The organism is Leclercia sp. 119287 (assembly GCF_009734485.1).
GTDB classification, from domain to species: domain Bacteria; phylum Pseudomonadota; class Gammaproteobacteria; order Enterobacterales; family Enterobacteriaceae; genus Enterobacter; species Enterobacter adecarboxylatus_C.
In genome coordinates this window covers 2,144,688-2,171,216 of the sequence record NZ_CP046445.1, presented here as the reverse complement: position 1 = coordinate 2,171,216, position 26,529 = coordinate 2,144,688, and the positions used below count along the sequence as shown (strand labels likewise).

The following is a 26,529-nucleotide window of genomic DNA, read 5'->3' as shown; positions in this document are numbered from 1 at the left end:
TTTTGAATGCAACCGCCAAATATTAGCGTTTCACAAGCGGGTTTGCACTCCCTACACTCAGCGGCTACCCAAACCTGCGCCCAAACGGAGAATAGAACAATGACACCCGGGAAAGGATTTTTAGTCTGGCTCGGCGGCTTAAGCGTGCTGGGCTTCCTCGCCACCGATATGTACCTGCCTGCCTTCTCGATCATGCAGGAGGATCTGCAAACCCCGGCGGCGGCCATCAGCGCCAGCCTGAGCCTGTTCCTGGCGGGCTTTGCCTTTGCCCAGCTGCTGTGGGGACCGATGTCCGACCGCTTCGGCCGTAAGCCGGTACTGCTGGCAGGGTTAGCCATTTTCGCCCTCGGCTGCCTCGGTATGCTGTGGGTCCGGGATGCCACCTGGCTGCTGGTGCTGCGCTTTATCCAGGCGGTGGGGGTTTGTGCCGCAGCGGTCACCTGGCAGGCGCTGGTAACCGATTACTACCCGGCTTCGCGCACTAACCGTATTTTTGCCACCATCATGCCGCTGGTCGGACTCTCTCCGGCGCTGGCCCCGCTGCTCGGCAGCTGGATCCTTGCCCACTTCAGCTGGCAGGCGATTTTTGCAGTGCTGTTTGTTATCACCCTGGTGCTGATGATCCCGGCTTTCAGCCTGAAGCCAGCGGCAGTGAAAAATGAACAACCTAAACAACGCGTCACCTTTTTATCGCTGTTACGTTCGCGCACCTACCGCGGCAATGTGCTGATTTACGCCGCCTGCTCCGCGAGCTTCTTCGCCTGGCTGACCGGGTCGCCGTTTATTCTCAGCGATATGGGTTACAGCCCGGCGGCGATCGGCCTGAGCTACGTGCCGCAGACCATCGCCTTCCTGATTGGTGGCTATGGCTGCCGTGCCGCGCTGCAGAAATGGCAGGGTCACCAGATGCTGCCGTGGCTGCTGGGCCTGTTTGCCCTCAGCGTGATCGCCACCTGGGCGGTTGGGTTTATCCCGGGCGTGGGCCTGGTTGAGCTGCTGAGCCCCTTCTGCCTGATGGCGGTGGCAAACGGCGCGATCTACCCGATTGTGGTGGCGCAGGCCCTGCGTCCCTTCCCGCAGGCGACCGGCAGCGCTGCCGCACTGCAGAACACCCTTCAGCTGGGCCTTTGCTTCCTGGCGAGCCTGATGGTGTCGTGGCTGATTGCCACCCCGCTGCTTACCACCACCAGCGTGATGGTAGCAACCGTGGTGCTGGCGGCGCTTGGCTATCGGATGCAGTACGTGCGCGCAGAACAGCAGGATGACAGGCTGCAGGCAGAATCGTCCCGGGCCTGACAGGATACTTAGTTAGCCTGCTAACAATATCCTGTTGAATCACTACCCTATCAGTCCTATACTGACTGAAGCGTTCTGATAAATACTAAAAATATTAAGTGTTAACGGGAGCCGGAGTGCTCCCGTTTTACCATGGATGGCCTTTCGGCAAGGGTCCTCTCCCTTCCTCTGTTCTACGTCGGATATTAGCCTCACGGGTCACGCCGTGAAATTTCTCACTCTCCATAAAGAGCGTCTACGCTATTTATGGATTCTGATCACATCAGGTGATGGAGAAGCTATGAGTTCATCGTGTATAGAAGAAGTCAGCATCCGGAATGATGACTGGTTCCGGATCGTCAATGAATTGCTGAGCCGCGCGGGTATCACCATCAACGGCCCGGCATCCTCCGATCTACAAATTAAACACCCCGATTTTTTTAAACGCGTCCTGAAGCAGGGCTCGCTGGGTCTTGGCGAGAGCTATATGGACGGCTGGTGGGAGTGTGAGCGGCTGGATATCTTTTTCAATAACGTCCTGCGGGCGGGCCTGGAAACACAGCTGCCCAGCCACCTGAAGGATACGCTGCGGATAGCCACCGCCCGCCTGTTCAACCTGCAGAGTAAAAAGCGCGCCTGGATCGTTGGTAAAGAGCATTACGATCTCGGCAATGACCTGTTCAGCCGCATGCTCGACCCCACCATGCAATACTCCTGCGGTTACTGGAAAGAGGCGACCACCCTCGAACAGGCCCAGCAGGATAAATTACGTCTTATCTGCGAAAAACTGCAGCTGAAACCCGGCATGCGGGTGCTCGACATTGGCTGTGGCTGGGGCGGGCTGGCGCATTTTATGGCGCATCACTATGGCGTCAGCGTGGTGGGTGTGACCATCTCTGCTGAACAGCAAAAAATGGCTCAGGCGCGCTGCGAGGGGCTTGATGTCACCATCCTGTTGCAGGATTATCGCGATCTGCGCGACCAGTTCGATCGCATCGTCTCCGTGGGGATGTTCGAACATGTCGGGCCGAAGAACTACCGCACCTATTTTGAGGTGGTGGATCGTAACCTCAAGCCGGACGGTCTGTTTCTGCTGCACACCATAGGTTCACAAAAAACCGACCATCGCGTCGATCCGTGGATCGATAAATACATCTTTCCGAATGGCTGTTTACCTTCAGTTCGCCAGATTGCGAATGCCAGCGAACCCCATTTTGTAATGGAAGACTGGCATAATTTCGGCGCTGATTACGATACCACCCTGATGGCATGGCATGAACGTTTTCTCGCCGCCTGGCCGGAGATCGCAGACAACTATTCCGAACGATTTAAACGGATGTTCAGCTATTACCTGAATGCCTGTGCCGGAGCGTTTCGCGCCCGCGATATTCATCTGTGGCAGGTGGTGTTCAGCCGCGGCGTGGAGCACGGCCTGCGGGTGGCGCGCTAAATAAAACACCCCGGCATGCCGGGGTGTTTTATTATCACGCGTCGTTAAGCGTCTGTTGGATGGCTGCTGCCTCTTTGGCTGCCAGCACGCGCTCTACGGTATCGACCACCGCCTGGGTTTGCGGATCGATTTCAATATTGACCCGATGGCCCAGCTTTTTATTGCCGAGTGTCGTGCGCTGCAGCGTCTCCGGGATCAGGTGAACGCAGAAACGGGTTGGCGTCACTTCACCCACCGTCAGGCTGATGCCGTCCACGCCAATAAATCCTTTATAGAGGATGTATTTCATTAACGACGGATCCTGAACTTTAAACCAGATCTGGCGGTTATTTTCTGAGGTCAGGATTTTAGAAATTTCAGCCGTGGTCATAATATGGCCCGACATTAAATGCCCGCCGATTTCGTCGCTGAATTTTGCCGCGCGTTCCACGTTAACAATATCACCCTCGGCCAGGTCGCCCAGGTTGGTGATACGCAGCGTTTCCTTCATTAAATCAAAACTGATCAGGTTACCGTTAATTTCGGTGACCGTCAGACAACAACCGTTGTGCGCAACAGATGCCCCGGTCTCCAGCCCATCGAGCATCTCATCCGGCAGGGCGACAACATGGGTTCGGAAGTTGGGTTTTTCATCAATGGACACCAGTTTCGCGGTGCCCTGCACAATACCAGTAAACATGCTTACGACTCCTGTTTGTTCCTTCGGTGATGACACCGTTTTATCGCACCACAATAACAGTTGAAAATAGAGGTTGCCAGTACCCCACCTTTTCTGGCGATTTTTTCACTAGATAATTAGCCTATCCCCGCTACAATAGCTGGAATTCCCCGCATCTTCTTCTTGCTGTTTTTTCGCAGCGGCTTTTTCTCTTTCAAATAACAACAATATCAAAGGTGTTCACGTGCAGAAGTACTTGATTGAAGCGCGTCAGTTATTAGCTCTGGCGATCCCGGTAATACTGGCGCAAATTGCCCAAACCTCGATGGGATTCGTCGATACCGTGATGGCGGGTGGCTACAGCGCCACCGACATGGCCGCGGTAGCCATCGGTACCTCTATCTGGCTGCCGGCGATTTTATTTGGACACGGCCTGCTGCTGGCGTTAACCCCTACTATTGCCCAGCTGAACGGCTCCGGGCGCCGGGAGCGTATTGCCCATCAGATCCGCCAGGGGTTCTGGCTGGCCGGTTTTGTCTCGGTGCTGATCATGATTGTCCTGTGGAACGCGGGCTATATTATTCACGCCATGCGCAATATTGATCCGGCCCTGGCGGATAAAGCCGTTGGGTATTTACGCGCCCTGCTCTGGGGGACGCCGGGTTATTTATTCTTCCAGGTCGCGCGTAACCAGTGCGAAGGTCTGGCGAAGACCAAACCGGGCATGGTGATGGGGTTCATCGGGCTGTTAGTGAATATTCCGGTGAACTACGTCTTTATTTACGGTCATTTCGGCATGCCTGAGTTGGGCGGCGTCGGCTGCGGCGTGGCAACGGCAGCGGTGTACTGGGTGATGTTCTTCGGCATGCTGTCTTATGTAAAGCGCGCCCGTTCCATGCGCGATATTCGCTACGAAGCCGGTTTCAGCAAGCCGGACATGGCGGTAGTGAAACGTCTGGTACAGCTGGGTCTGCCTATCGCTCTGGCGCTGTTCTTCGAAGTGACGCTGTTTGCGGTAGTGGCGCTGCTGGTCTCCCCGCTGGGGATTGTCGACGTGGCCGGTCACCAGATCGCCCTTAACTTCAGCTCCCTGATGTTCGTACTGCCGCTGTCGCTGGCCGCCTCCGTGACCATTCGCGTCGGGTATCGCCTCGGCCAGGGCTCAACCCTGGATGCGCAAACCGCCGCCCGCACCGGGATTGGCGTCGGGGTGTGCATGGCGGTGTGCACCGCACTGTTCACCGTCACGCTGCGGGAGCAGATCGCCCTGCTCTATAACGATAATCCGGAAGTGGTGATCCTTGCCTCCCAGCTGATGCTGCTGGCGGCGATATATCAGATCTCCGACTCCATTCAGGTGATCGGCAGCGGCGTACTGCGTGGCTATAAAGATACACGCTCGATTTTCTTTATCACTTTTATCGCCTACTGGGTTCTGGGGCTGCCGAGCGGTTATATTCTGGCCCTCACCGACCTGGTGGTGGATCGGATGGGGCCTGCCGGCTTCTGGATGGGCTTTATTATCGGCTTAACCTCTGCCGCAATCATGATGATGCTGCGCATGCGCTTCCTGCAGCGCCAGCCATCCAGCGTGATTTTGCAACGCGCTGCACGCTAATTGCGCAGTAGCCGCCCGCGGGCGGCTACTTTCTCCGCATTTTGCGCGGGAATACAGCAATCGCGTGAATTCGTGAAGAAATTTGCAGTTTTCCTCTTGCCTGATGCCCGCGCTGCCGCTAATATTCGTCCCCGTTGTCACACACAACAATGCGTTCATAGCTCAGTTGGTTAGAGCACCACCTTGACATGGTGGGGGTCGTTGGTTCGAGTCCAATTGAACGCACCATTCTCTACAGTGCGTCCGTAGCTCAGTTGGTTAGAGCACCACCTTGACATGGTGGGGGTCGGTGGTTCGAGTCCACTCGGACGCACCATTTCAGTAAGTCCTCAGTTATTCCTTTTTATCTCTATTATAAATCACCCTGTTGTTACGCGTTTTTTATGCTTCCCGCATTCCGTACTTATGCCGCTGACACACCGCACAGCGTTCTGTTTCCGGATCAAAGGTATAAAACGCCCGCTGACAGCATCGGCAGGTTTTTTGAATCCACGGAAAGTGCAACACCCTGTTTTCGCCCTCCTGCCTGTCGATGCGAACAGCGTCCACGGGGCAGACCACGGCGCAGCTGTTGCAGCCGGTACAGGATGACGACGAGAACGTCAGCGCCCCCTCGCCCCGGCTCAGCGCCTTCTCCATACAGACCCTGGAGCAGGCCCCACAGACCGTGCATTGCGCTCGATCCAGCGACAGCTGATATTCGCTGAGTGCTGAAAAAGTCTGACGACGGGCCCGAACCCCGACGCTCACGGTGGATGACTGGACGTCCACTTCGCGAACCTTAATAAAGTGTCGCCTCCCGGTGTTGATCGCTTTTCGCTGCGGCGCAACGATCTGCCAGACCGGGGCATTCAGTTCCCGAAGCCGGATATTCAGGGCTGCGACGGCGCGCACCCAGCCGGGAAACGCATCCATCTCCATTTCCACCGCCCGGATCCCGTGCTGCTGATGCCACATCAGCAATTCCTCTACGGACGGCTCCAGCGTGGAAAAAGGCGCAACCAGCGTCGATGCCGTAAAGTGGCGGGTTTCAGGCCGAATGTTTTGCAGCGCATCCGCCGGACAGACGAACAGGCAGCGGCCGCATTGCAGGCATTCAGCCTCGTTAATCACCGGCGTGGTGGCAGGGGCGGTAATGGCCTGCACCGGGCACGCCACCATACACGCCTGACAGTCGTGGCGGGGAAGCTGTTTGCGCAAGCAGGACTCCCCCACGCCGGGCGGCGCGGGGATCTGCGTCAGGCGAAAGCGCGCCATCAGTTAATGCAGAAGAACATAAAGCGGAACAACACTTCAGACAGCACCAGCAGCAGGCTACCGACCATCAACCCGAACTTGCCCTGACGCCATGCGCTTACCGCAAACAGCAGCGCCCCGACCGCGGATAAAGTCCAGCTCAGCAGCCGCAGACCGCTTAGCCGGGTGAAGATCTCCATCGGCTGGTGCGGCAGGGTGATAACGCCGCTCAGGCTGGCACTTGCCAGATGAGCCATATAGTCCGGCTGTGCCAGCAGACGTATGGCGACAATCGCCACCACCATCGCCGCCGCGAAGCGCATCACTGACTGTCGCTCCCGGGCCACGGAGCGTGCTTTGAGCATCGGCAGCCATGCCAGCGCCACCGCGCCCAGCACGCCAACGGCACCGTAAAACATCAGCCAGGTGTTGAAATGGCTCCAGGTAATGACGGAGGTATGAGCATAGATCGCACTCATGCACCAGACGTCAATAAGCCCCAGCACGGCGGCCAAGGGCAGTAACAGCGGGATCAGCTGCTTTCTGACCAGCATCACCAGCGTGCAAAGCCCAAGTGCAGCCAGATAGAGGCTGGCAAAGACGATCTCACGGCTCAGCCATGAGCTGGCGACGTGGCGCAGGGCATTAAACGCGTTGAGCGGATAGCCGAGGTGCAGGGTGGAAACCATCAGCCCTAGGCCGCCGGCAATACAGGCTATCAGCATGCCCGGCAGCAGCTGGGGTTTGACCTCCGGCACGCGCGATCCCGCCCGGGCAGATAGCGTCAGGAAGAGGGTCATGCCAACCGAGCCTTGTACCAGCAGGGTAAAGATCAGAAGCGGTAACTCATGCATGCGGCTGTTCCTCTTTTTCTGCACCCTGATGCGGTTTAATCACCAGATTGGGCTGAGTAATGGACGACGCCGGCAGGCCCTGCACGTCGCAGAGATTGCCATACTTCGCGCGCAACTCCTCGATCGGCCCGAACTGGATCGCCCCCAACGGGCAGGTGGCGACGCAGATCGGCTGTTCGCCTTTGGCCTGCAAATCCACGCAGAAATCGCATTTTGACATCTGCCCGGCCTCCTCATTCATCTGCGGCGCGCCGTAAGGGCACGACCAGGCGCAGTAGCCGCAGCCGACGCATTTGTTGGTATCGACGCGGACAATGCCATCCCCCGGGCGCTTATGCATCGCCGTGGTCGGGCAGTTTTTGGTGCAAATCGGATCCGCGCAGTGGTTGCAGGAGATCGACAGGGTGAAGGCATAGACGTTATTGGCATAGCCCCCCTGTCCGGTCGGGATAAAGCCGCCGCCCTTCACCTCATAGACGCGACGGAAACGACGCCCCACTTCGAGGTTATGCTTGTCTTTACAGGCCACCTGGCAGGCTTTGCACCCGGAGCAACGTGATGAGTCAATGAAAAAGCCAAGCTGCTTATCGCTGACCGGTGGGTATTCCTTATACTGCTGGCTCATACTTTGCGACCTCCACAAGCATGGTTTGATGAGAATTGCCTTTCGCAAGCGGAGTAATACGTGCGGAGCTCAGAACGTTGGCACACCCGCCGTGATCGACGCCGTCGGCGTCCGGCTGCCACCAGGCCCCGGCCTGCATGGCGACCACCCCAGGCATAATGCGCTGGGTCACCTCCGCCGGCACCTGGCAGACACCGCGCTGGTTGTGAATGCGCACGCTGTCCCCCTGGCGGATCCCCCGCTGCTGGGCATCCATCGGGTTGATCCACAGTTTCTGGACCTGCACTTCCTGCAGCCAGGGGTTGGCATACTGCGTGGAGTTGGCGCGGTTCTTTCCTTTCCAGGTGATCAGCTGGAGCGGGAACTGCTTCGCGAGCGCATCTTCCGGGCCTTCGTGTGCCGGAACGTAATGCGACAGCGCCGGGATTTCCGGGTTGTTCATGTCGTACAGACGCTTCGAGAAGATCTCAATTTTCCCGGACGGCGTCGGGAAGGGGTGATTCTGCGGATCGCGGATGTTGTCTTCAAAGGCCACATACGGCTTGCTTTTGAAGAGGTGCTGACGTTTTTCCCGCAGCTCGGCGAACGTCGGCAACTGCTCATCCGGCATGGAGAGGCGGGTCTGCTCCCAGATATGTTCAATCCACTCCTGCTCGGTGCGGCCTTCGCTGAACTGCGGCTCAATCCCCAGCTTAGCGGCCACTTCACGCTGCCAGTCATAGTCAGAGCGGCGTTCAAACTCCGGCTCGATCAGCTTTTCCGACAGGATCAGGTAGCTTGCCGTCCCCCAGGTTTCCCCGATGTTCCAGCGCTCCATAAAGCTGGTTTCCGGCAACAGCAGATCCGCATAGCGGGCGCTCGGGGTCATGTAGAGGTCGCTGGCGACGATAAACTCAATTTTCGACTCATCCTCCAGCACCTTCACCGCCTGATGCAGATCCGGGTTCTGGTTCGCCAGATAGTTGCCCGCCAGCGAGAAGAGGATACGGATATTGCTGTTGAGTTTATCCGCCCCTTTGAGCCCCGCTTCCGCCGTAACTTTGCTGGCATCATCGGCGGCCTGCACCCAGTTCATGATCGAGATGCTCTCTTTGACCGGGTTGTCTGGCATCTCCGGGCCTGCCGCGAATTTACGATTGCCGCAGCCGCCGTATCCCGCCGCCCAGCCGCCTTTGATGCCGACATTGCCGGTAAGAGTCGCCAGCAGCGTCGAACCGCGGGCGGTACGCTCGCCACAGTTGTGTCGTTGAGGCCCCCAGCCCTGAATCAACGCCGCCGGTTTGGTGTTAGCGTAATCCCGCGCCAGCTGGCGAATCGTTTGTGCCGGAACACGGGTGATCTTTTCCGCCCACTCCGGGGTTTTGACCTGACCGTCTTTATCCCCCATCAGGTACGCCACCAGCGACTCGTTGGCGGGCACGCCTTCCGGCATGGAGGCCTCGTCGAAGCCCTGGGTATAGCGTTCGATAAAGGCTTTATCGTGCAGATTTTCGCTGACGATAACGTACATCATCGCGTCCATCAGGGCGTTGTCGGTGGCGGGCAGCAGCGAGATCCACTCATCGGCCAGCGACGCCACGGTATCGGAATAACGCGGATCGACGACGATAAAGCGAGTGCCGTTCTGTTTCATCTGCTGAAAATAGTGGTTGGTGTGGCCGAAGATGGTTTCGGTCGGGTTGTGTCCCCAGAGGATCACCAGCTTCGTGTCGGCCAGGGTATCCAGCGAGTTACCGCTGGCGGCCGTGCCGTAGGTATAGGGCGTCGCGGCGGCAGTGTTGCCCATGCTCACCGAGTGGTAATACTCCAGATAGCCCCCGGTGAGATTGAGCAGACGACGCATCATTTTATCGCCGGAGAAGGTGCCCCCGCTGGTGGCGGTATTGTTGTGCACAAAGCGGCACGCCGGGCCATATTTGGCGGTGATGCGTTGCAGGTTGTCGGCGATAAGCGTGGTGGCTTCTTCCCAGGAGATGCGTTCAAACTTCCCCTCCCCCCGTTTACCGACGCGCTTCATCGGATATTTCAGACGATCCGGGTGATAGACAAACTTGCGATAGCTCCGGCCGCGCACGCAGGCGCGCATCACCGGCATCTGCGGATCGAGCGCGCTATCCGGGCGAGTGGTGATCTGTGTCACCACGCCGTCCGCGACGTGGGCGCGAATATCGCATTTACCGCCACAGTCGAAGGTGCTGCAGGTCTGGACGACGCGTTCTGCGTTCTCCGCGGACGCCTGCGCCGTACCGGCAGCGGTTTTCGCGGCCATTGCTTTACCGGACATGACAAAGGGCAGCGTCACCAGGGCTGAGCCCGCCTTGAGCAGGCCTCTGCGCGTGATTTCGGGAAAAAGCGCCTCCCTTTTTTCTTTGCGTTCTGACATGTTGTACCCTCTCAAAAAAGAGGTGCATTCTTCCCTATAACCCCAGGGAGGTAATTGATATGAATCAATTGAGAAAATGTGCCCTGTGCCAGGCGCGTTATTTTTGATTTATCCAAGTAAAACAATTGAGTATGTGAATGCTATATTTAACACGCATTCACAAAACTAATGATTTAGGGGTATCCCCGGACTGCCGATTTGCTCATTTTGCGTTTTCATCCACACTTATTTTTCATGGATTAATAACGCGCGTGCCTGAGACGACGTTACAGGCAGGCAAAAAAAGGGTCAGCATTGATGAAAAGGATCGCAATTATCGGCGCAGGGCCGACCGGCATTTATACGTTTTTTTCGCTACTTAACCATCGGACGCCGCTTTGCATCACGGTCTTCGAGCAGGCCGAAAAAGCCGGCATCGGCATGCCCTACAGCGACGAAGAGAACTCTAAAATGATGCTGGCTAACATCGCCAGTATCGAAATCCCCCCTCTGGTTTCAACCTACATCGACTGGCTGCGTAGTCTGGACGATGCGCATCTGGCGCGCTACGGCGTGGAGCAATCAACCCTGCACGTCCGGCAGTTTCTGCCGCGCATTCTGCTGGGGGAGTATTTCCGCGATCAGTTTGTGCAGCTGGTCGATCGGGCCAAAAAAGCGGGTTTTGACATCGAGGTGCGCGAGTCCTGCCAGGTCACCGACGTGGAGGCAACCCCTGACGGGGTCAATATTTTGACTGAAGAGGAATCTGCGCCGAAGCTGTTCGATCTGGTCGTTATCGCCACCGGTCACGTCTGGCCTGATGAAGATAATGCCTCCCGCTCCTTTTTCCCCAGCCCCTGGTCCGGGCTGATGGAGGCAAAAATTCGCGCCTGCAACGTGGGCATTATGGGCACCTCGCTGAGCGGGCTGGACGCGGCGATGGCCGTCGCCGTTCAGCATGGCAAATTCATTGAAGCCGATAATGAACAGATCCAGTTCCGGCTGGACGAGGGCAGCGAAGCGCTGAAGATCGTGCTGATGTCCCGCTCGGGCATCCTGCCGGAAGCTGACTTTTACTGCCCCATCCCCTACGAGCCGCTCACCCTCGCCACGGAACCGGCAATAGACGCCGCAATTGAACAGGGCTCTGAGGGCTTACTCGACCGCATTTTTGATCTTATCGTTGCCGAGCTGCAGCACGCCGACCCACAGTGGAGCGACGCGGTGGCGTTAGAGACCCTGACGGCCGACAGCATTCGCGACGCCTGGTTTGCCGACAGGGAAAAACATGGCCCGTTCCGCTGGGCGGTGTCTAACCTCGATGAAGTGGAACGCAACAAGCGCGACAAACGCACGGTGCCCTGGCGCTACACCATCCTGCGGCTACACGAGGCCGTTGAGAAGATTGTGCCCCACCTGACAAAACAGGACAAAGAGCGCTTTAAGGTCGGCCTGGCGCGTATTTTCATCGATAACTATGCGGCAATTCCGTCCCAGTCTATCCGCAGACTGCTGGCCCTGCGCGAGGCGGGCGTTATCAGCATTCTGACCCTGGGTGACGATTATGAAATGGCGTTAAAAGAGGACCGGACGGTGATCCATGCCCGGGATGAAGCCTGGTATTTCGATGTGTTTATCGATGCGCGCGGGCAGCAACCGCTCAAAACGAAAGATCTGCCGTTTCCGGTCCTGCGCCACCAGCTGGAATCCGCCGGGGAGGATATCCCCGACGTTGGGGACGATTACACCCTTCTGGCCCCCGACTACCTGCGCGGAAAAATCGCTTTCGGTGCCCTGCCGTACCTGATGCACGATCGCCCCTTCGTGCAGGGGCTGGTGGTGTGCGCCGAAATCGGCGAGGCGATGGCAAAAGCCGCGGTGCAGCCCGCCTCGCGCGTGCGTCGTCGGCTGCCGTTTACGACAGAGTAAACGCAGTTTCGCAGGCGGCGACGTGGAATGTGGACGGCACAGAGCATTCAGGGCGGGGGAGCCCGCCCTGAATATCGACATTTACTCGAAGTAAACGCCAGGGTTGTCTGACAGAGAGACGAAGGTTTTTGAATCTTTATCGAGAGCGAGAATTGCCCCGCTTTCGATATCGTAAACCCAGCCGTGCAGACGGATGGCGTTGTTACGCAGGCCTACCGCCACAGAAGGGTGAGTTTTGATGTTGCTCAGCTGGGCGAAGACGTTTTCCTGCACCATGGCGTTAACTTTGTCGGTCGGGTTGTCCCAGGTCTTATTCTCCACCACCGCTTTGGCGGCATCGGAGTAACGCAGCCAGTGTGATACCGCAGGCATGGGCTCGAGATTGGCGTTGTCGGCAATCGCCTTCATCGCGCCGCAGTTCGAGTGGCCGCAGATCACGATGTCGGTGATACCCAGCGCCACTACCGCGTATTCGATGGTGGCGGAGACGCCGCCCGGCTCCGGGCCGAAAGGCGGCACGATGTTGCCAGCATTACGAATGACAAAGAGCTGTCCCGGATCCTGCTGGGTGACTAATTCCGGCACCAGGCGGCTGTCAGAACAGGAGATAAACAGCGCTTTGGGATTCTGGCTGGAGGCCAGACTGCGGAAGAGGTCTTTACGTTGCGGAAAAACTTCTTTTTGAAAGCTGAGAAAACCTTCAATGATATGTTGCATAGCAATGTCTCATTTTATTGTGATTGTACAGGCATGATCGAGATCACGGTTTTTCGAGTTTACCCACCGGGCCCGAGTTCAGACAAGCAATATATTTCTGGACCGACCGCATAACAATCTCCCGCGCGCTGGCGGAAATGTTCTGCCCTTCAAAGGCGCCGTAAAGCCGTTCAAAGCGCACATCGTCCAGACGGGCGGCGATTTCGCTCACCTCGTTGGCCGGCAGCGGCAGCATATTCGGATAGCTCCACATAAAGGAAACCGCGTCTTTTCCGGGGGTCACCTGCAGGATATCCCCGGCCAGCAGCACGCCCCCGTCGAGATTCCAGTGCAGCACCGTGCCGCCGGCAAAATGACCGCCCAGCCTCAGCAGCGTGACGTCAGGGGCGAGCTCAAGGGAATCCCCCTCCCAGAAGCGCAGGGCGGGACTGCTGCGCATCACCCACTGCCGGTCGCTGGCATGCAGATACACAGGGGCATTAAAGGCCGCGGCCCAGTCCTGCATGGTGCTGTAGTAGTGCGGGTGGGAGATGGCAATAGCGTCGATCCCGCCCAGCGCCGTCACCAGCGCGTGGGTGGCGGGGTCAAGGTTGGCGATGCAGTCCCACAGCACGTTACCCTGCGGAGTTCGCAGCAGAATCGCCCGCTGGCTGATGGCAAACGCGGGAACGGTTTTGATGCTCAAAAGGCTGGCTTCGAGCTGTTGCCACTTGTTGGTGTGGGTGGCGGTCAGGGTGCTGAAATTGATCCATTCCTGCCCCGTCGCGGGCACGTACTGGCGTTCATCTTCGCATATGGCGCACTGTTGCGGTTCGCTGGCCACATCGTACGACGTGCCGCAGGTTTTACAGAGGACAATCATGACATCTCCTTAGCCGGATAATTCATGAGTATGGCAAGGATTAACCTTATGTGCGCTGGGGTGCCTCAGCCCACTGTTTTGCTCTATAATACGACCTGGAACAAAAACCGAACAAAGCAGGTAAATGATGGAAATTGATCTCAACAATCTGGTGTTTGACGGGCTGGATGAAGCGGAAGAACGTAACGCAGAACGCCTTGAAGATGCGGATAAAAAAGCCCAGGCGATTGTAGCGGACGATGACTGCGGCGACGCCTGCAAGATCTGATGTAAAAAGCCCCGGCGATCGCCCGGGGCTTTTTGCCGGGTGGCGGCTGCCGCCTTACCCGGCCTACAAAACCATCCCTGAAGCGCCGCCGGGCAATGATTACGACTTATTCATACCATCAATCGCTTGCTGGGCGCAGGCTTCATCCAGATGCCCACCCGGTGCGCCGCCAATCCCGATAGCCCCGATCACCTCATCCCCTTCCTTAACCGGTAAACCACCCGCCAGCAGCAGCAGGCCCGGAATATCACGCAGGTTCTGCGCTCCGGCGTTGCTTTGCGCGGACTCCATCACTTTGCCCGAGGCATTTTTGGTGCTGAGCGCGGTAAAGGCTTTCATCTCGCTGGCTTTCAGGGTGTGCGGACCGGCGTTGTCCGTGCGCTGTACCGCTTTAACGACCCCGGCACGATCCACCACCGTGACGCTGACCTGATAATTTTTCGCCGTGCAGGCCTGAATGGCCGCGCTGGCCAGGGCGTTCGCCTGGGTCAGGGAGAGATTTTTTTGCGCCACGGACTGGGCGTGCGCCGATACGCTGACCATCCCGGCTACACAAACTGCTGCCATCATTAACTTTTTCATCGCACATCCTCGGGTAAGTGGAAACAGATGCAGCGTACCCAAGCGGACGAGAGAATGTTATTCGGTCGATTACGCAGTTATCCTGGTAGTTCTACGGATTGCAATTTGTCGTATTCCCGGATGGCCTGCACCAGGCTGGAGACGCCCAGCTTGAGAAATACCGCCGCACGGTGCGCTTCCACCGTTCGCGGCGAGAGGTTTAGCCGGGCGGCGACCTCTTTATTACTGCTCCCCTCCATCAGGGCCAGCAGCACTTCGTGTTCCCGGGCGGTGAGCTGCTCAAACAGCGCCCTGACCCGTCGGGCCTCCTGCCAGCGCACTATCCGTTGCTGGCTCTCCGCCAGCGCGGCGGTAATGGATTCGATCAGCTTGTCGGCATCCAGCGGCTTGGTGAAAAATTCAAATACACCGTTATGAAACGCCCGTCGACAGGCATCAATGGTGCCGTGGCCGGTCATCAGGATCACCGGCAGCAGCGGCCAGGGCCATGCTCCCTCCTCCAGCCAGGCCAGCCCGCCTTTGCCCGGCATGCGCATATCCAGCAGCAGGCAGCCGGTCAGGGCTTGTTCTTCACCGTGGGCGGCCGTAAAGGCGGCAATACTCTCATAGGGTTCAACGCGCCAGTGCATCCCGGAGAGCAGAAAAACCAGCGACTCCCTGACAGACGCATCATCGTCAATTAACCAGATGACGTTATCCATTTTCCTGACTCCCCTGATAAGCAAACTGCAACCGGACCCTGGCGCCCCCTTCCGGGGCATTATCCAGGGCCAGGTTGCCATTCATTCTGGTGACTAACGACTCCGTTAAGGTCATGCCCAGGCCGATGCCGCCCTGCCGCCCGCTGTAAAAGGGCATAAAGGCGTTATGTAAGGCATCCGGGGTAAAACCCGGCCCGCCGTCGGTGATCTCTATCCGGATAAACTCGCCGCTGCGCTGGCTGCGGATATGCACCCACCCCGCCGCACGCTCCTGCTGCGCCTGGATGGCGTTGCTGAGGATGTTGTGCAGCACCTGCTCCAGCCAGAGCCGGTCGGCGCAGAGGGTACGGGCGTCGGCGGCAAAATCATGGGTCAGGCGGATAGGTCTGGCGGTGCGTTCGTGCTCCAGCAGGTTGCCGACCTGATGCCAGCAGCTGGCCAGATCCACCTCACCCAGATCCACCCTCTCCTGGGTAACGTGTTCGCGAAAGCGGGTCAGGAGCTCGCCGATCCGCTGGGTCTGCACCAGCGCCGCCCCGAGGGCCTGAGACACCGCCTCGGGATTATCCTGCCGCAGCTGGCGCTGCGCCCCCTGGATCCAGGTCTGGGCCGCGGTCAGGGGCTGGTTGATCTCATGCACGATACCCGCAGTGATCTCCCCCAAAGTATTGAGCCTGGCGTGCTGATAATACCTGGCGCGCTGGTCGGCGTTTTGCCGCTGCTTACGCTGCCAGAGGATCACCCCGCCTGCCGCAATCACCCCGGCCCATCCCAGCCAGAGCAGCAAAAACGGCACCAGAGCAACGTTCAGCCACGTCGGTCGGGCATCGGCCTGCAGGATAAAGGGTTGGGTGTGCTGAGAGAACTGCCGCTGCCAGTGCCAGAAGGCGTCCGCCGGGGGTGGCGATACGTCGCCGCGGAGATCCAGGCTGAGATGGGAAAAAATTGGCCTGACGCCGATCACCGATTGGGTGTCGATCAGCACCCGGATTTGCCGCCAGGGGTTGTAGAGCCAGTATTGCGCGTCGCCCACGGGTTCTACCCGCGCGGCGTCGAGGGCGCGGCCCTGAGTCTTTTGCAGATCGAGGATTTGCGGGAATTTTTTACGCAGCGCCGCTAAATCTTCATTGCCATTTAACAGCGGCAGCACCGACTCATTCTGCGTGAGGACCGCCCCTGCCTCAGCAAAGGCCGCGGCAAACGCCCGGTCCAGATCCCAGAACTGACGGCGGATCTGTTCGGCATACAGCAGCACGCTGCTCAGCAGGCAGAGCAGGAGCCAGATCAGAAGCCCACGTTGTAAAAATTTTTGGCTGTTCATTCATTTAACTGGCGCTGGAAAAGGACGCCAGAGACCTTAGCAGGAAGCTAAGCCGGGGACAAAACTTGCGGTGATTTTTGGATGTTAACGTCCAGAATGGCGGGGCGTGCGCGGAAGAACGCACACTTCGTTCCAGTAGGTTTCCCGCACATGGCGGTGTTCAGCGTTGCGTTTGCTCATGAAACCACTCCGGGTCAATGTTGGCGATATCCACGCCATACAGGCTGGCAACCGGCAATATGGATTCAATAATACGCTGCGCGCTGTTCTCTTCCGATTTTGCGGCAAAAAACCGCCGTAACGTACTCATCAGTTTGCCCATTGCCCTGTTCCTCATCAGTTCAGCCTGAGTGCAGTAAACCAGCAATCTGGCGCGGCGAGAAATGCCGATTCCGGCAGAGGATTTGCGCCAATCGCAAAAGCCTCTTTCTTTTCACCTCTGTGTAACCGGCTGTTCACTAATCATTTTTTTCACATAGCAAAGACGATATTGGCATTTGGCGGCCGGGGGCGGTTATGGGAGCGTAACAGGACAAAACAAAAACAGACTCAGAGGATATTCTTATGGCAATACACACAAAACTCGCGCTGGCACTTGGTTTGCTGACCGCAGGCGGTCTTCTTGCAACTCAGGCGCAGGCAGACCAGCTGGCCGATATCAAGGCGGCAGGGGTATTAAAAGTCGCCACCTTCGATGCCAACCCGCCGTTTGGCTCGGTGGATGCCAAAAGCCACGAGATCGTTGGTTACGACGTGGATTTTGCCAAAGCATTAGCCAAAACCCTCGGGGTGAAGCTGGAGCTGGTTACCACTAACCCGGCTAACCGCATCCCGCTGCTGCAGTCGGGCAAAGCGGATCTGATTGTGGCGGATATCACCATCACCCCGGAGCGCGCGCAGGTGATCGATTTTTCCACCCCCTACTTCGTGACCGGGCAGCAGTTCCTCGTTCCGGCGAAAGGGGCTGATAAACTGGATGCCTACAGCAAAGCACGTATCGGGGTGGTAAAGGGCACCACCGGGGAGCAGGCGCTGCATCAGCGTTTCCCGCAATCCCGCGTGCTCTCCTATGACGATATTCCGCTGGCGCTGACGGCGTTGCGCAACGGCAACGTACAGGCCATCACCCAGGACAGCACCATTCTGGCCGGTCTGCTGGCGCATGCACCGGACAAAGCCGAGTTTAAAATTCTCCCTGACCTGCTGAGTAAGGAGGAGATTGGCGTCGGGGTGAAGAAAGGCGAAACCGCGCTGCTGAAAGTGGTGAACGACGAGCTGGTGAAGCTGGAGAGCAGCGGCGACGCGGCGAAGATCTACGATGCCTGGTTCGGGCCACAGACCCCCTCCCCGCAGCCTCGCGCCTTTAAAATAGAAGCCCAGTAAGATGCGGTCAGGTCTATTCTCACGCTCCGCGGCATCTGCCGCGGATTTTTCACATCTGGAGCAGGCCAGCGTCACCTTCTCTGAGGTGGCGAAACGCTACGGCGATCGCCCGGTGCTGAAAGGCATCAACCTCAGCGTCACGCCGGGTGAAGTCGTCGCCATTCTCGGCCCGTCGGGCTCCGGTAAATCGACGCTGATCCGCCTCATTAATCAGCTGGAAACCCTGACCTCCGGCGACATTCTGATCGACGGAAAATCGACCCGTCAGCTCTCCCGCCAGGCGTTGCGCCAGCTGCGCAGCCGGGTCGGGTTTGTATTTCAACAGTTCAACCTTTACAGCCATCTGACGGCGCGACAGAACATCGCCCTGGCGCTGAAGCATGTTCACGGCTGGCGGCCCGCCGAGGCCGAAACCCGCGCCGAGGCGCTGCTGGCGCAGGTGGGCATGGCGGAGAAAGCCGACCACTATCCGGAGGCGTTATCCGGCGGGCAGCAGCAGCGGGTGGCGATTGCCCGCGCTCTGGCCTCCTCGCCGCAGATCATCCTGTTTGATGAGCCCACCTCGGCCCTCGACCCGGAGATGATTGGCGAAGTGCTGATGGTAATGAAGGCCCTCGCCCACAGCGGGATCACCATGATTGTCGTCACCCATGAGATGCAGTTTGCCCGGGAGATTGCCGACCGGGTGGTGTTCATCGATGGCGGCCACATTCTGGAGGAGGCTCCACCGGAGCAGTTCTTTCAGCATCCGTCTCATCCGCGCACCCGGCGTTTTCTGCAGAAGGTACTTAACCCGCTGCATCCGGGAGCGGTGTGATGCCGGCCCTCGACTGGCAGGGGGTGCTGACCGGACAGCCCCTGCAGTGGATCCTCTCCGGTTTTCTCACCACGCTGTGGGTGACCCTGGCGGGGATAGTGGTCGCCAGCCTTATCACCCTCGCCTGCCTCGGGCTGCGTCTCGCCGGGGGCCGTATGGGGGCGAAGATCGTTGCCGTATGGGTCTCGCTGTTTCGCAATACGCCCCTGCTGGTGCAGATTCTGTTCTGGTATTTCGCCGCCTGGAACGGGCTGCCGCAGGGTTTTCGCACCTTTGTGATGGACGATCATCCCTGGTCGGTGCTGCCGGGCCAGGTCTGGTGGTTCACGCCCGAGTTTCTTTGCTCCGCCTGGGGGCTGGGGGTCTTTACCTCGGCCTTTTTGACCGAGGAGATCGCCGCCGGGCTGCGCGCCGTCTCTGTCGGACAGCGGGAAGCCGCTCTGGCGCAGGGCTTCTCCGCCTGGCCGCTGCTGCGCTATATCCTGCTGCCGCAGGGGCTGGCGAACGCCTGGCAGCCGGTGGTGGGTCAGTATCTCAACCTGATGAAACTCTCGTCGCTGGCAAGCGGGATTGGCTTTGCAGAACTCACCTACCAGGTGCGGCAGATAGAGAGCTATAACGCCCACGCGCTGGAGGCGTTCAGCGTCGGCACGGTGTTGTATCTACTCACCGGCGTGGCGATGGGCGTGCTGCTGACGAAACTCGGCCCCTCAACCGAACGGCAGCGAAAAACTGCCCTCATCCCCCGGAGTGAAGAGAAATGCTAGCCGGACTCACTGTGATCACCGATAACCTGGATTATCTGCTCTGGGGGCGGGCTGCGGCCGGGCAGCCCGGCGGCGTGTTGTTGACGCTGCTGATGGCCTTCGGCGCCGCGGCGCTGGCGTTACCGGCCGGGATTGCGCTGGCGGGGCTGGCGTGGCGTTTTCCGGGGGCAATACGCAACACCCTGTACCTGTGGGCCGAGATTATCCGCGGGATCACGCTGATATTTGTCATTTTCTGGCTGTGGTATTTGCTGCCGCTCATTACAGGCGGCGATCTGCCGGGTGCGCTCACCGTGACCCTGGCGCTGGCATGGTTTACTGCCGCCGCGGTGATGCACTCGGTGCTGGCCGGGCTGCGGGCGCTGCCTGTCGGGCAGTATGAAGCGGCACAGGCGCAGGGATTTGGCGCGCTGCAAACCCTGGGATGGGTGCTGCTCCCGCAGACGTTGCGCAACACCTTACCTTCGCTGCTGGGGATTTTTATCAGCCTGCTGAAAGACACCTCGCTGGCCTTTATCGTCAACGTCCCGGAGCTGACCACCGTTGCAGGCCAGGTGAACAACCGGGTGCAGATCTACCCGGCGGCTATTTTTGTCTTTACTGGGGTGGTCTATTACCTGCTGTGCTGTGGGATTGAACAGCTGGCTAAACGCTGGCAGTTTAGCCAGCCAGCGCTTTAACCACGGTTTCCATCGCCTGGGTCGTTAATTCACTGCGTTGCACTCGCTGGTTCGCCAGCGAGGTGCGCAGCACCCCGGCGATGACAATATGCTTTGGCTCCTGCCCGAGATCGCGCATCTCAAGAACGACTTTGCCTACCACTCGACACATCTCCTGATACAGCGCTTCGTCTTTGGTTACATTGCCCATGTCCTTCACTCCATTGCCTGAAAACGCCAGCTTAAAGCATTCATTAGCCTTATACAAAAAAGAAGCCCGGCGAGAGACTCACCGGGCTTTTTAAAAGTAGAATCAGGGGATTAGCAAATGCCCCGTAAACCCTCGCCCAGTCGGGCGGGAATGCTGGCTCAAAAAATATGACTCGCTGGCGCTCCAGCAGGCGGTGATCAATCTGGACAAGGCTTTTGCCAACTTCTTTAACAAGGAACTCAAAGCCAGATTCCCCGTTTTCAAAAGCAAGCACGGCAGGCAATCCAGCTACCATCCCAACGGGAAGGTATTAACTGACGCTATCCAGTTGCCGAAAATCCCCGCTATCCGGGCGAACATTCACCGTGAGATTGTCGGCAAGGTTTCCAGCATCACGATCACCCGCAACGCAGCGGGCAAATACTTTGCCTCAATACTTGCAGACGATGGACAGGAAGCGGCAGCGAAGCCGACCTGTATCACCACCGTAGCAGGCTATGATTTGGGGCTATCGCACTACCTGATCGGCAATGATGGCGACAAAGTGGCGAATCCTCGCCACCTGGTCATCGCATACCGCCGCTTACGCCGTGACAGCAAGGCGCTATTCCGTAAGAAGCCGGGCAGCGCAAACCGCCGTAAGGCTCGCTTACGCCTTGCAGCACAACACGAACGGGTAGCCAATGCCCGGGCTGATTTCCAGCACAAACTTTCCAGGCGAATTATCGACGAAAATCAAGCGGTGATTGTGGAAACGCTGAAATCGGCAAACATGATGAAAAACCGTCGCCTCGCCCGTCATATCGCGGATGCGGCATGGTCTGGATTTGTGGCAAAACTCGCCTACAAAGCGGAGTCGGCAGGGGTTCACCTGGTCAAACTGGATCAGTGGTTCGCCAGCTCGAAAACGTGCCATTGTTGCGGCCACAAAATGCCGGAAATGCCGCTCAGGGTGCGGGCATGGAAATGCCCCGGCTGTAGTGCCGATCATGACCGCGATATCAATGCGGCGATCAACATACAGCACAAGGGCATAAAAGAATTAATGGCGGCGGGTCACGTCGTCAAAGCCCATCGAGGCTTGCGTAAGTCTGGCTCCATGCCAGTTGCAGCCTGAGAAGTGGGAAGCCTCGCCGTTTACGGCGAGGAGCAGTCACTTGTTAACCGGGATCACTGCGCCTTTGTATTTGGTGCGGATCCAGTCCTGAATCTCTTTAGAGTGCAGCACGTCCACCAGCGCCACGATATCCTTCTTCTTCTCATCGCCACGGTGCACGGTGATGATGTTGGCGTACGGGTTGTTTTCACCGCTCTCTACCGCGATTGGATCGTGAACCGGATCCAGACCGGCGTCGATGGCGTAGTTGGCGTTGATTACTACGGCAGCGCCTTCGTCGTTGTTGTACATCTGCGGCAGCAGAGAGGCTTCAACGTTCGGGGTGAACTGCAGCTTTTTCGGGTTCTCAACGATGTCGCTGATGCGCGCGGTCACTTTGTCGATGCCTGGCTTCAGCTTGATCACGCCCTCTTTCTCGAAGATAGAGAGGATACGACCCTCTTCAGACACCGCATCACGCATGATGATTTTTCCGCCTTCCGGCAAATCTTTCAGCGACTTGTATTTTTTGGAGTAGATACCGATCGGCTCGATATGGATCGCCCCGGCGCTGACGAAATCATACTCTTTATCCCCGGCGTGATCTTTCAGCACGCTGTTCAGGTACGGAATGTGCTGGAAGTAGTTGGCGTCGATGTCACGGCCGGCCAGAGCGGTGTTCGGCAGGATGTAATCCTGGAACGGTTTGATCTCCAGATCGATACCCTGCTTCGCCAGAATCGGCTTCGCCTGCTCCAGAATTTCCGCATGCGGGGTGTTGGACGCGCCCACGGTCAGGGTGTCAGCCCAGGAGGCAAAGCTCAGGGCGCTCAGGGTTGCTGCGGCGATCAACGTCAGTGTCTTTTTCATGATGATGGTTCCTGTGTGTTATTAGTGTTTATCTTTTATCAAGAATGGAAGTAATGATGTCGCCGCAGAACTGGATAATGAAAACGATGATCAAAATGGTCACCGTTGCCACCAGCGTGACGTCACCATGGTTGCGCTGGAATCCTTCCAGATAAGCCAGATTTCCCAGACCACCGGCACCAATCACCCCCGCCATTGCGCTGTAGCTGACCAGCGCAATCAGCGTCACCGTGATCCCTGAGACCAGAGCGGGTGATGATTCCGGCAGTAAAACCCGAAAAATTAAGGTGCTCAGTCGGGCACCCATTGAGCGCGTCGCCTCGATCACCCCTTTGTCCACTTCACGCAGGGCAATTTCCACCAGACGGGCGTAGAACGGCGCGGCGCCAACAATCAGCGCAGGCAGCGCGGCATTCGCCCCGAGGATGGTTCCCACCACGGTTTTGGTGAAGGGGATCAGCAGCACAATCAGGATGATGAACGGGATCGAACGGAACACGTTCACCACAATCGAAATCACGCTGTAGACCGTGCGGTTGTGAAACATGCCACCCCGGGCGGTTAAAAACAGCGCCAGGCCGAGGACAAGCCCGAGCACAAAGGTCGCGACGCCGGAAAGTGCCGTCATGTACAGCGTTTCCAGGGTGGCAGCCCAGAGCTGGTCCCATTTCAGGTGCGGGAAAAGATTCTCAGCCATGTTTAATTACCTCGCCTTCAATATCACTGTGCTGCAAATCGGCGAGGATATTGTTCAGTTGTTCTTCGGTTGCCACCACGTGCAGCCAGAGCTGGCCGAATACGCCGTGGGCAGTTTGCGTCATTTTGCCGTGCAGGATGTTAAACGGCAGGCCGTAGCGCAGGGTCAGTTCCCCGACAATCGGCTTGTGGGTGCTGTGTCCGGTGAAGGTCAGCTTGATGACGGTACCTTCCAGCTCGTTCGCCAGCTCGGTGTTAAAGGTCTCTTCTTCGGCGTACTGGCTGACCTGACGCACAAACTGTTGCGTAATCGACTGCTGCGGGTGGGTAAAGACCTGCAGCACCTCGCCCTCTTCCACCACTTTGCCGTTTTCCATCACCGCCACGCGGTCACAGATCTTGCGCACCACGTGCATTTCATGGGTGATAAGCACGATGGTCAGCTTAAAGCGACGGTTAATGTCGAGGAGCAGATCGAGGATCTGATCGGTAGTCTGGGGGTCCAGCGCCGAGGTGGCCTCGTCGCAGAGCAGGACGTCAGGGTTGTTCGCCAGCGCGCGGGCAATACCGACGCGCTGCTTCTGCCCACCGCTGAGCTGAGACGGATAAGCCTGTTCGCGGCCTTTCAGCCCCACCAGCTCCACCAGTTCCGCCACGCGGGCTTTGATTCTGGCTTTTGGCACCCCGGCAATCTGCATGGAGAAGGCGATGTTCTCGCTCACCGTGCGGGACCACAGCAGGTTGAAGTGCTGAAACACCATACTGATCTTCAGCCGCGCCTGGCGCAGGGCTTCGCCTTTCGCGGCGGAAATATCCTGGCCGTTAATGGTCACGCTGCCGGTGGTCGGTTTTTCCAGGCCGTTGAGCAGGCGGATTAAGGTGCTTTTACCGGCGCCGCTGTAGCCAATAATTCCATAAATCTGTCCCTGCTCTATCGTCAGGTTCACGTTATCAACGGCCGTCAGCGCCACTTTTCCGTTGTCAAAAATCTTCGAAATATTCCTGAGTACTATCATTCTTAGAGTAATCCGTTCGCCCGTGGCGGTTTAGCAGTATGGATGTCCAAATGATAGTAAACAGCCGTTATTAGCTTTTAAATGAATGAAAAGGAATATCTTATAACTTTCAGCAATATGCCGCATGCAGGCTGACAAAACTCGTAAAGCTCATTTTTAGCAATCAATAGGTATGGGATGGATATGTGGACACGCCCAAACAATTTGCGGCGTTTGACGTAAGGATTTCCGCTCCTGCAACATCCTTACAGTGAACCTTAACGCCTTGATAACAATCCTTTGTGAAACGGCATATAAAATTTTTGAAACGCTGTTTTCATTTTCCTTTTGCGCATTTATCAGCGTATAATGCGCACCTAATCCCTGATGAATGGTTTCAGCGCTTGGACTACAAAAAACAACGCATACAACTTTCCCCCTCTCCCTGGGCTGAAACACAGGCACACATTCTTCTGCACGCTCATTTGATGTCACCTATCCTTACTGCGTGTCACAAAAAATTTCGCAACACAGGTTTGACTCTGAGGCCATGCGCCCCCGGAGCGAGATTTCCATATCCTTCTCAACTTAAAGACTAAGACTGTCATGAAAAAGACGAAAATTGTTTGCACCATCGGCCCGAAAACCGAATCTGAAGAGATGCTGACCAAAATGCTGGAAGCCGGCATGAACGTTATGCGTCTGAACTTCTCTCACGGTGACTATGCTGAACACGGTCAGCGCATTCAGAACCTGCGCAACGTGATGAGCAAGACCGGTAAAAAAGCAGCAATCCTGCTGGATACCAAAGGTCCAGAAATTCGTACCATTAAACTGGAAGGCGGTAATGACGTTTCGCTGAAAGCGGGACAGACCTTCACCTTCACCACTGACAAGTCCGTTGTCGGCAACAGCGAAATCGTTGCTGTGACTTATGAAGGCTTCACCAGCGACCTGTCCGTTGGCAACACCGTACTGGTGGACGACGGCCTGATCGGTATGGAAGTCACCGCTATCGAAGGCAAAAACGTTGTTTGTAAAGTGCTGAACAACGGCGACCTGGGTGAAAACAAAGGCGTTAACCTGCCAGGCGTTTCCATCGCCCTGCCTGCTCTGGCAGAGAAAGATAAACAGGATCTGATCTTCGGCTGTGAGCAAGGCGTTGACTTTGTTGCCGCCTCCTTTATCCGTAAGCGTTCCGACGTGGTTGAAATCCGTGAGCACCTGAAAGCGCACGGCGGCGAGCACATCCAGATCATCTCCAAAATCGAAAACCAGGAAGGCCTGAACAACTTCGACGAAATCCTCGAAGCGTCTGACGGCATCATGGTTGCGCGTGGTGACCTGGGCGTTGAGATCCCGGTTGAAGAAGTGATCTTCGCGCAGAAGATGATGATCGAGAAGTGTGTTCGCGCACGTAAAGTGGTGATCACCGCCACCCAGATGCTGGACTCCATGATCAAAAACCCACGTCCAACCCGCGCAGAAGCCGGTGACGTGGCGAACGCCATCCTCGACGGTACCGATGCAGTCATGCTGTCCGGTGAATCCGCGAAGGGTAAATACCCGCTGGAAGCCGTCTCCATCATGGCGACCATCTGCGAGCGTACTGACCGCGTGATGCCAAGCCGTCTGGATAACAACAACGACAGCCGTAAACTGCGCATCACCGAAGCCGTTTGCCGTGGCGCGGTAGAAACTGCTGAGAAACTGGAAGCACCGCTGATCGTGGTTGCAACCCAGGGCGGTAAATCTGCTAAAGCCGTTCGTAAATACTTCCCGAACGCGACTATCCTGGCCCTGACCACTAACGAGATCACTGCTCGTCAGCTGGTACTGAGCAAAGGCGTTGTGCCGCACCTGGTGAAAGAGATCGCTTCTACTGATGATTTCTACCGTCTGGGTAAAGAAGTGGCCCTGCAGCTGGTTGAGCGTGGTCTGGCGCAGAAAGGCGACGTTGTGGTGATGGTTTCCGGTGCGCTGGTACCAAGCGGCACGACTAATACCGCATCTGTTCACGTCCTGTAATAATTTCGAACGAATTAATTTGTATAAAAAGCGTCCTTCGGGGCGCTTTTTTTATTTCCGCTATCAACCAAACTTATTAAAAAAGCAAATCGGGTTTTTCTATTTAACGGGTACGTTTTCTAAGATGAATCCGATGAAAATTGTCTGTTTTTGCACAATATTTTTCACGAAATAGTCAAAACAGGTGCTTCTTTGAGCGAACGATCAAAAATAGGCATATTCCCATCAAAAAAATATTCTCAACCTAAAAAACTTTGTGTAATACTTGTAACGCTACATGGAGATTAACTCAATCTAGAGGGTATTAATAATGAATCGTACTAAACTGGTACTGGGCGCGGTAATCCTGGGTTCTACTCTGCTGGCAGGTTGCTCCAGCAATGCTAAAATCGATCAGCTGTCTTCTGACGTTCAGACTCTGAACGCTAAAGTTGACCAGCTGAGCAACGACGTGAACGCAATGCGTTCCGACGTTCAGGCTGCTAAAGATGACGCAGCTCGCGCTAACCAGCGTCTGGACAACCAGGCTACTAAATACCGTAAGTAATA

The 26,529-nt window shown here is 57.0% G+C and carries 26 protein-coding genes, 2 tRNA genes and 1 pseudogene; 14 read left to right on the top strand and 15 right to left on the bottom strand.

Translation table 11 applies throughout. The annotated features are described in order from the left end of the window. Positions 1–99: 99 nt before the first annotated feature. Together punC and cfa are read left to right on the top strand one after the other, a co-directional pair. Complete coding sequence (punC, locus tag GNG27_RS10530; RefSeq protein WP_156263632.1) at positions 100–1,296, top strand: purine nucleoside transporter PunC; 1,197 nt, start codon at positions 100–102, stop codon at positions 1,294–1,296. Positions 1,297–1,576: 280 nt separating this feature from the next. Next, positions 1,577–2,725, top strand: coding sequence for a cyclopropane fatty acyl phospholipid synthase (gene cfa, locus GNG27_RS10525; RefSeq protein WP_142489222.1), 1,149 nt, complete (start codon positions 1,577–1,579; stop codon positions 2,723–2,725). Between the two features lie 34 nt (positions 2,726–2,759). Here cfa and GNG27_RS10520 read toward each other — a convergent pair whose 3' ends face one another. Then, entirely contained in the window at positions 2,760–3,404 is a 645-nt protein-coding gene (locus GNG27_RS10520) for a riboflavin synthase subunit alpha (RefSeq protein ID WP_142489221.1), read from the bottom strand. 223 nt (positions 3,405–3,627) lie between these two features. On the opposite strand from GNG27_RS10520, the gene mdtK reads away from it, so the two are divergent. The 3 genes from mdtK to GNG27_RS10505 all read left to right on the top strand — a co-directional run bounded on the left by mdtK (position 3,628) and on the right by GNG27_RS10505 (position 5,317). Further along, positions 3,628–5,001 carry an MdtK family multidrug efflux MATE transporter gene (mdtK, locus tag GNG27_RS10515; RefSeq protein ID WP_142489220.1) on the top strand — a complete coding sequence of 458 codons (1,374 nt, stop codon included), beginning with the start codon at positions 3,628–3,630 and terminating at the stop codon, positions 4,999–5,001. A gap of 151 nt (positions 5,002–5,152) precedes the next feature. Beyond that, positions 5,153–5,229, top strand: a tRNA-Val gene (locus GNG27_RS10510). An 11-nt stretch (positions 5,230–5,240) separates the two neighbouring features. After that, a tRNA-Val gene (locus tag GNG27_RS10505) sits at positions 5,241–5,317 on the top strand. A gap of 65 nt (positions 5,318–5,382) precedes the next feature. Here the strand turns inward: GNG27_RS10505 and GNG27_RS10500 are convergent. The 4 genes from GNG27_RS10500 to GNG27_RS10485 are packed head-to-tail and all read right to left on the bottom strand — an operon-like array spanning position 5,383 to position 10,099. Beyond that, positions 5,383–6,258: a 4Fe-4S binding protein gene (locus GNG27_RS10500; protein WP_156263631.1), complete on the bottom strand. Its 876-nt coding sequence runs from the start codon at positions 6,256–6,258 to the stop codon at positions 5,383–5,385. Continuing rightward, positions 6,258–7,091 carry a DmsC/YnfH family molybdoenzyme membrane anchor subunit gene (locus tag GNG27_RS10495; protein WP_156263630.1) on the bottom strand — a complete coding sequence of 278 codons (834 nt, stop codon included), beginning with the start codon at positions 7,089–7,091 and terminating at the stop codon, positions 6,258–6,260. Before GNG27_RS10495 ends, GNG27_RS10500 begins: the two co-directional genes overlap by 1 nt. Further along, positions 7,084–7,716 (bottom strand): DMSO/selenate family reductase complex B subunit, encoded by a 633-nt coding sequence (locus GNG27_RS10490; protein ID WP_142489217.1) that lies wholly within the window; start codon positions 7,714–7,716, stop codon positions 7,084–7,086. The genes GNG27_RS10495 and GNG27_RS10490 overlap by 8 nt, the downstream gene beginning before the upstream one ends. Further along, positions 7,700–10,099 carry a DMSO/selenate family reductase complex A subunit gene (locus tag GNG27_RS10485; protein ID WP_156263629.1) on the bottom strand — a complete coding sequence of 800 codons (2,400 nt, stop codon included), beginning with the start codon at positions 10,097–10,099 and terminating at the stop codon, positions 7,700–7,702. The genes GNG27_RS10490 and GNG27_RS10485 overlap by 17 nt, the downstream gene beginning before the upstream one ends. Positions 10,100–10,396: 297 nt before the next feature. On the opposite strand from GNG27_RS10485, the gene GNG27_RS10480 reads away from it, so the two are divergent. Then, the gene (locus GNG27_RS10480; RefSeq protein WP_156263628.1) at positions 10,397–12,007 is read left to right on the top strand and encodes an FAD-NAD(P)-binding protein; all 1,611 of its coding nucleotides are present in this window, start codon (positions 10,397–10,399) and stop codon (positions 12,005–12,007) included. Positions 12,008–12,088: 81 nt separating this feature from the next. Here GNG27_RS10480 and GNG27_RS10475 read toward each other — a convergent pair whose 3' ends face one another. Then, positions 12,089–12,724 carry a carbonic anhydrase gene (locus GNG27_RS10475; RefSeq protein WP_142489214.1) on the bottom strand — a complete coding sequence of 212 codons (636 nt, stop codon included), beginning with the start codon at positions 12,722–12,724 and terminating at the stop codon, positions 12,089–12,091. A gap of 43 nt (positions 12,725–12,767) precedes the next feature. Continuing rightward, positions 12,768–13,586, bottom strand: a complete 819-nt coding sequence (locus tag GNG27_RS10470; RefSeq protein ID WP_156263627.1) for an MBL fold metallo-hydrolase — start codon at positions 13,584–13,586, stop codon at positions 12,768–12,770. A 127-nt stretch (positions 13,587–13,713) separates the two neighbouring features. Between GNG27_RS10470 and GNG27_RS10465 the strand changes: the two genes are divergently transcribed. Next, the gene (locus GNG27_RS10465) at positions 13,714–13,854 is read left to right on the top strand and encodes a hypothetical protein (RefSeq protein WP_032617828.1); all 141 of its coding nucleotides are present in this window, start codon (positions 13,714–13,716) and stop codon (positions 13,852–13,854) included. Between the two features lie 99 nt (positions 13,855–13,953). On the opposite strand, the gene GNG27_RS10460 is transcribed toward GNG27_RS10465, so the two are convergent. The 4 genes from GNG27_RS10460 to GNG27_RS23495 form a co-directional block, all read right to left on the bottom strand. Next, entirely contained in the window at positions 13,954–14,436 is a 483-nt protein-coding gene (locus GNG27_RS10460; protein ID WP_156263626.1) for a heme-binding protein, read from the bottom strand. Positions 14,437–14,513: 77 nt separating this feature from the next. Beyond that, positions 14,514–15,137 carry a response regulator transcription factor gene (locus GNG27_RS10455; RefSeq protein WP_156263625.1) on the bottom strand — a complete coding sequence of 208 codons (624 nt, stop codon included), beginning with the start codon at positions 15,135–15,137 and terminating at the stop codon, positions 14,514–14,516. Further along, on the bottom strand, positions 15,130–16,458 hold the full coding sequence (locus GNG27_RS10450) for a sensor histidine kinase (RefSeq protein WP_156263624.1): 1,329 nt from the start codon (positions 16,456–16,458) through the stop codon (positions 15,130–15,132). Before GNG27_RS10450 ends, GNG27_RS10455 begins: the two co-directional genes overlap by 8 nt. Positions 16,459–16,618: 160 nt before the next feature. Continuing rightward, positions 16,619–16,780 carry a hypothetical protein gene (locus tag GNG27_RS23495; protein WP_181247256.1) on the bottom strand — a complete coding sequence of 54 codons (162 nt, stop codon included), beginning with the start codon at positions 16,778–16,780 and terminating at the stop codon, positions 16,619–16,621. Positions 16,781–17,022: 242 nt separating this feature from the next. Between GNG27_RS23495 and GNG27_RS10445 the strand changes: the two genes are divergently transcribed. The 4 genes from GNG27_RS10445 to GNG27_RS10430 are packed head-to-tail and all read left to right on the top strand — an operon-like array spanning position 17,023 to position 20,105. Then, positions 17,023–17,841, top strand: a complete 819-nt coding sequence (locus tag GNG27_RS10445; protein WP_156263623.1) for an ABC transporter substrate-binding protein — start codon at positions 17,023–17,025, stop codon at positions 17,839–17,841. A 1-nt stretch (position 17,842) separates the two neighbouring features. Next, complete coding sequence (locus GNG27_RS10440) at positions 17,843–18,658, top strand: amino acid ABC transporter ATP-binding protein (protein WP_156263622.1); 816 nt, start codon at positions 17,843–17,845, stop codon at positions 18,656–18,658. Continuing rightward, positions 18,658–19,425 carry an amino acid ABC transporter permease gene (locus GNG27_RS10435; protein WP_156263621.1) on the top strand — a complete coding sequence of 256 codons (768 nt, stop codon included), beginning with the start codon at positions 18,658–18,660 and terminating at the stop codon, positions 19,423–19,425. Before GNG27_RS10440 ends, GNG27_RS10435 begins: the two co-directional genes overlap by 1 nt. Next, on the top strand, positions 19,419–20,105 hold the full coding sequence (locus GNG27_RS10430) for an ABC transporter permease subunit (RefSeq protein WP_156263620.1): 687 nt from the start codon (positions 19,419–19,421) through the stop codon (positions 20,103–20,105). Before GNG27_RS10435 ends, GNG27_RS10430 begins: the two co-directional genes overlap by 7 nt. On the opposite strand, the gene fumD is transcribed toward GNG27_RS10430, so the two are convergent. Next, entirely contained in the window at positions 20,086–20,295 is a 210-nt protein-coding gene (fumD, locus tag GNG27_RS10425; protein ID WP_130588972.1) for a fumarate hydratase FumD, read from the bottom strand. The genes GNG27_RS10430 and fumD overlap by 20 nt on opposite strands. Before the next feature lie 154 nt (positions 20,296–20,449). Between fumD and GNG27_RS10420 the strand changes: the two are divergent. Beyond that, positions 20,450–21,412, top strand: a pseudogene (locus tag GNG27_RS10420) (RNA-guided endonuclease TnpB family protein); the annotation flags it as partial. 36 nt (positions 21,413–21,448) lie between these two features. On the opposite strand, the gene GNG27_RS10415 reads toward GNG27_RS10420, so the two are convergent. The 3 genes from GNG27_RS10415 to GNG27_RS10405 are packed head-to-tail and all read right to left on the bottom strand — an operon-like array spanning position 21,449 to position 23,973. After that, positions 21,449–22,261 carry a MetQ/NlpA family ABC transporter substrate-binding protein gene (locus tag GNG27_RS10415; protein ID WP_142489206.1) on the bottom strand — a complete coding sequence of 271 codons (813 nt, stop codon included), beginning with the start codon at positions 22,259–22,261 and terminating at the stop codon, positions 21,449–21,451. A 28-nt stretch (positions 22,262–22,289) separates the two neighbouring features. Continuing rightward, entirely contained in the window at positions 22,290–22,958 is a 669-nt protein-coding gene (locus tag GNG27_RS10410; RefSeq protein WP_103179330.1) for a methionine ABC transporter permease, read from the bottom strand. Beyond that, a complete protein-coding gene (locus tag GNG27_RS10405) occupies positions 22,951–23,973 on the bottom strand; it encodes a methionine ABC transporter ATP-binding protein (RefSeq protein WP_156263619.1) in 1,023 nt (340 codons plus the stop codon). The genes GNG27_RS10410 and GNG27_RS10405 overlap by 8 nt, the downstream gene beginning before the upstream one ends. Positions 23,974–24,558: 585 nt before the next feature. Between GNG27_RS10405 and pykF the strand changes: the two genes are divergently transcribed. Next, a complete protein-coding gene (pykF, locus tag GNG27_RS10400; RefSeq protein ID WP_142489203.1) occupies positions 24,559–25,980 on the top strand; it encodes a pyruvate kinase PykF in 1,422 nt (473 codons plus the stop codon). A 310-nt stretch (positions 25,981–26,290) separates the two neighbouring features. Then, positions 26,291–26,527: a murein lipoprotein Lpp gene (gene lpp, locus GNG27_RS10395; RefSeq protein ID WP_001082307.1), complete on the top strand. Its 237-nt coding sequence runs from the start codon at positions 26,291–26,293 to the stop codon at positions 26,525–26,527. The last annotated feature ends 2 nt before the right edge of the window (positions 26,528–26,529 follow it).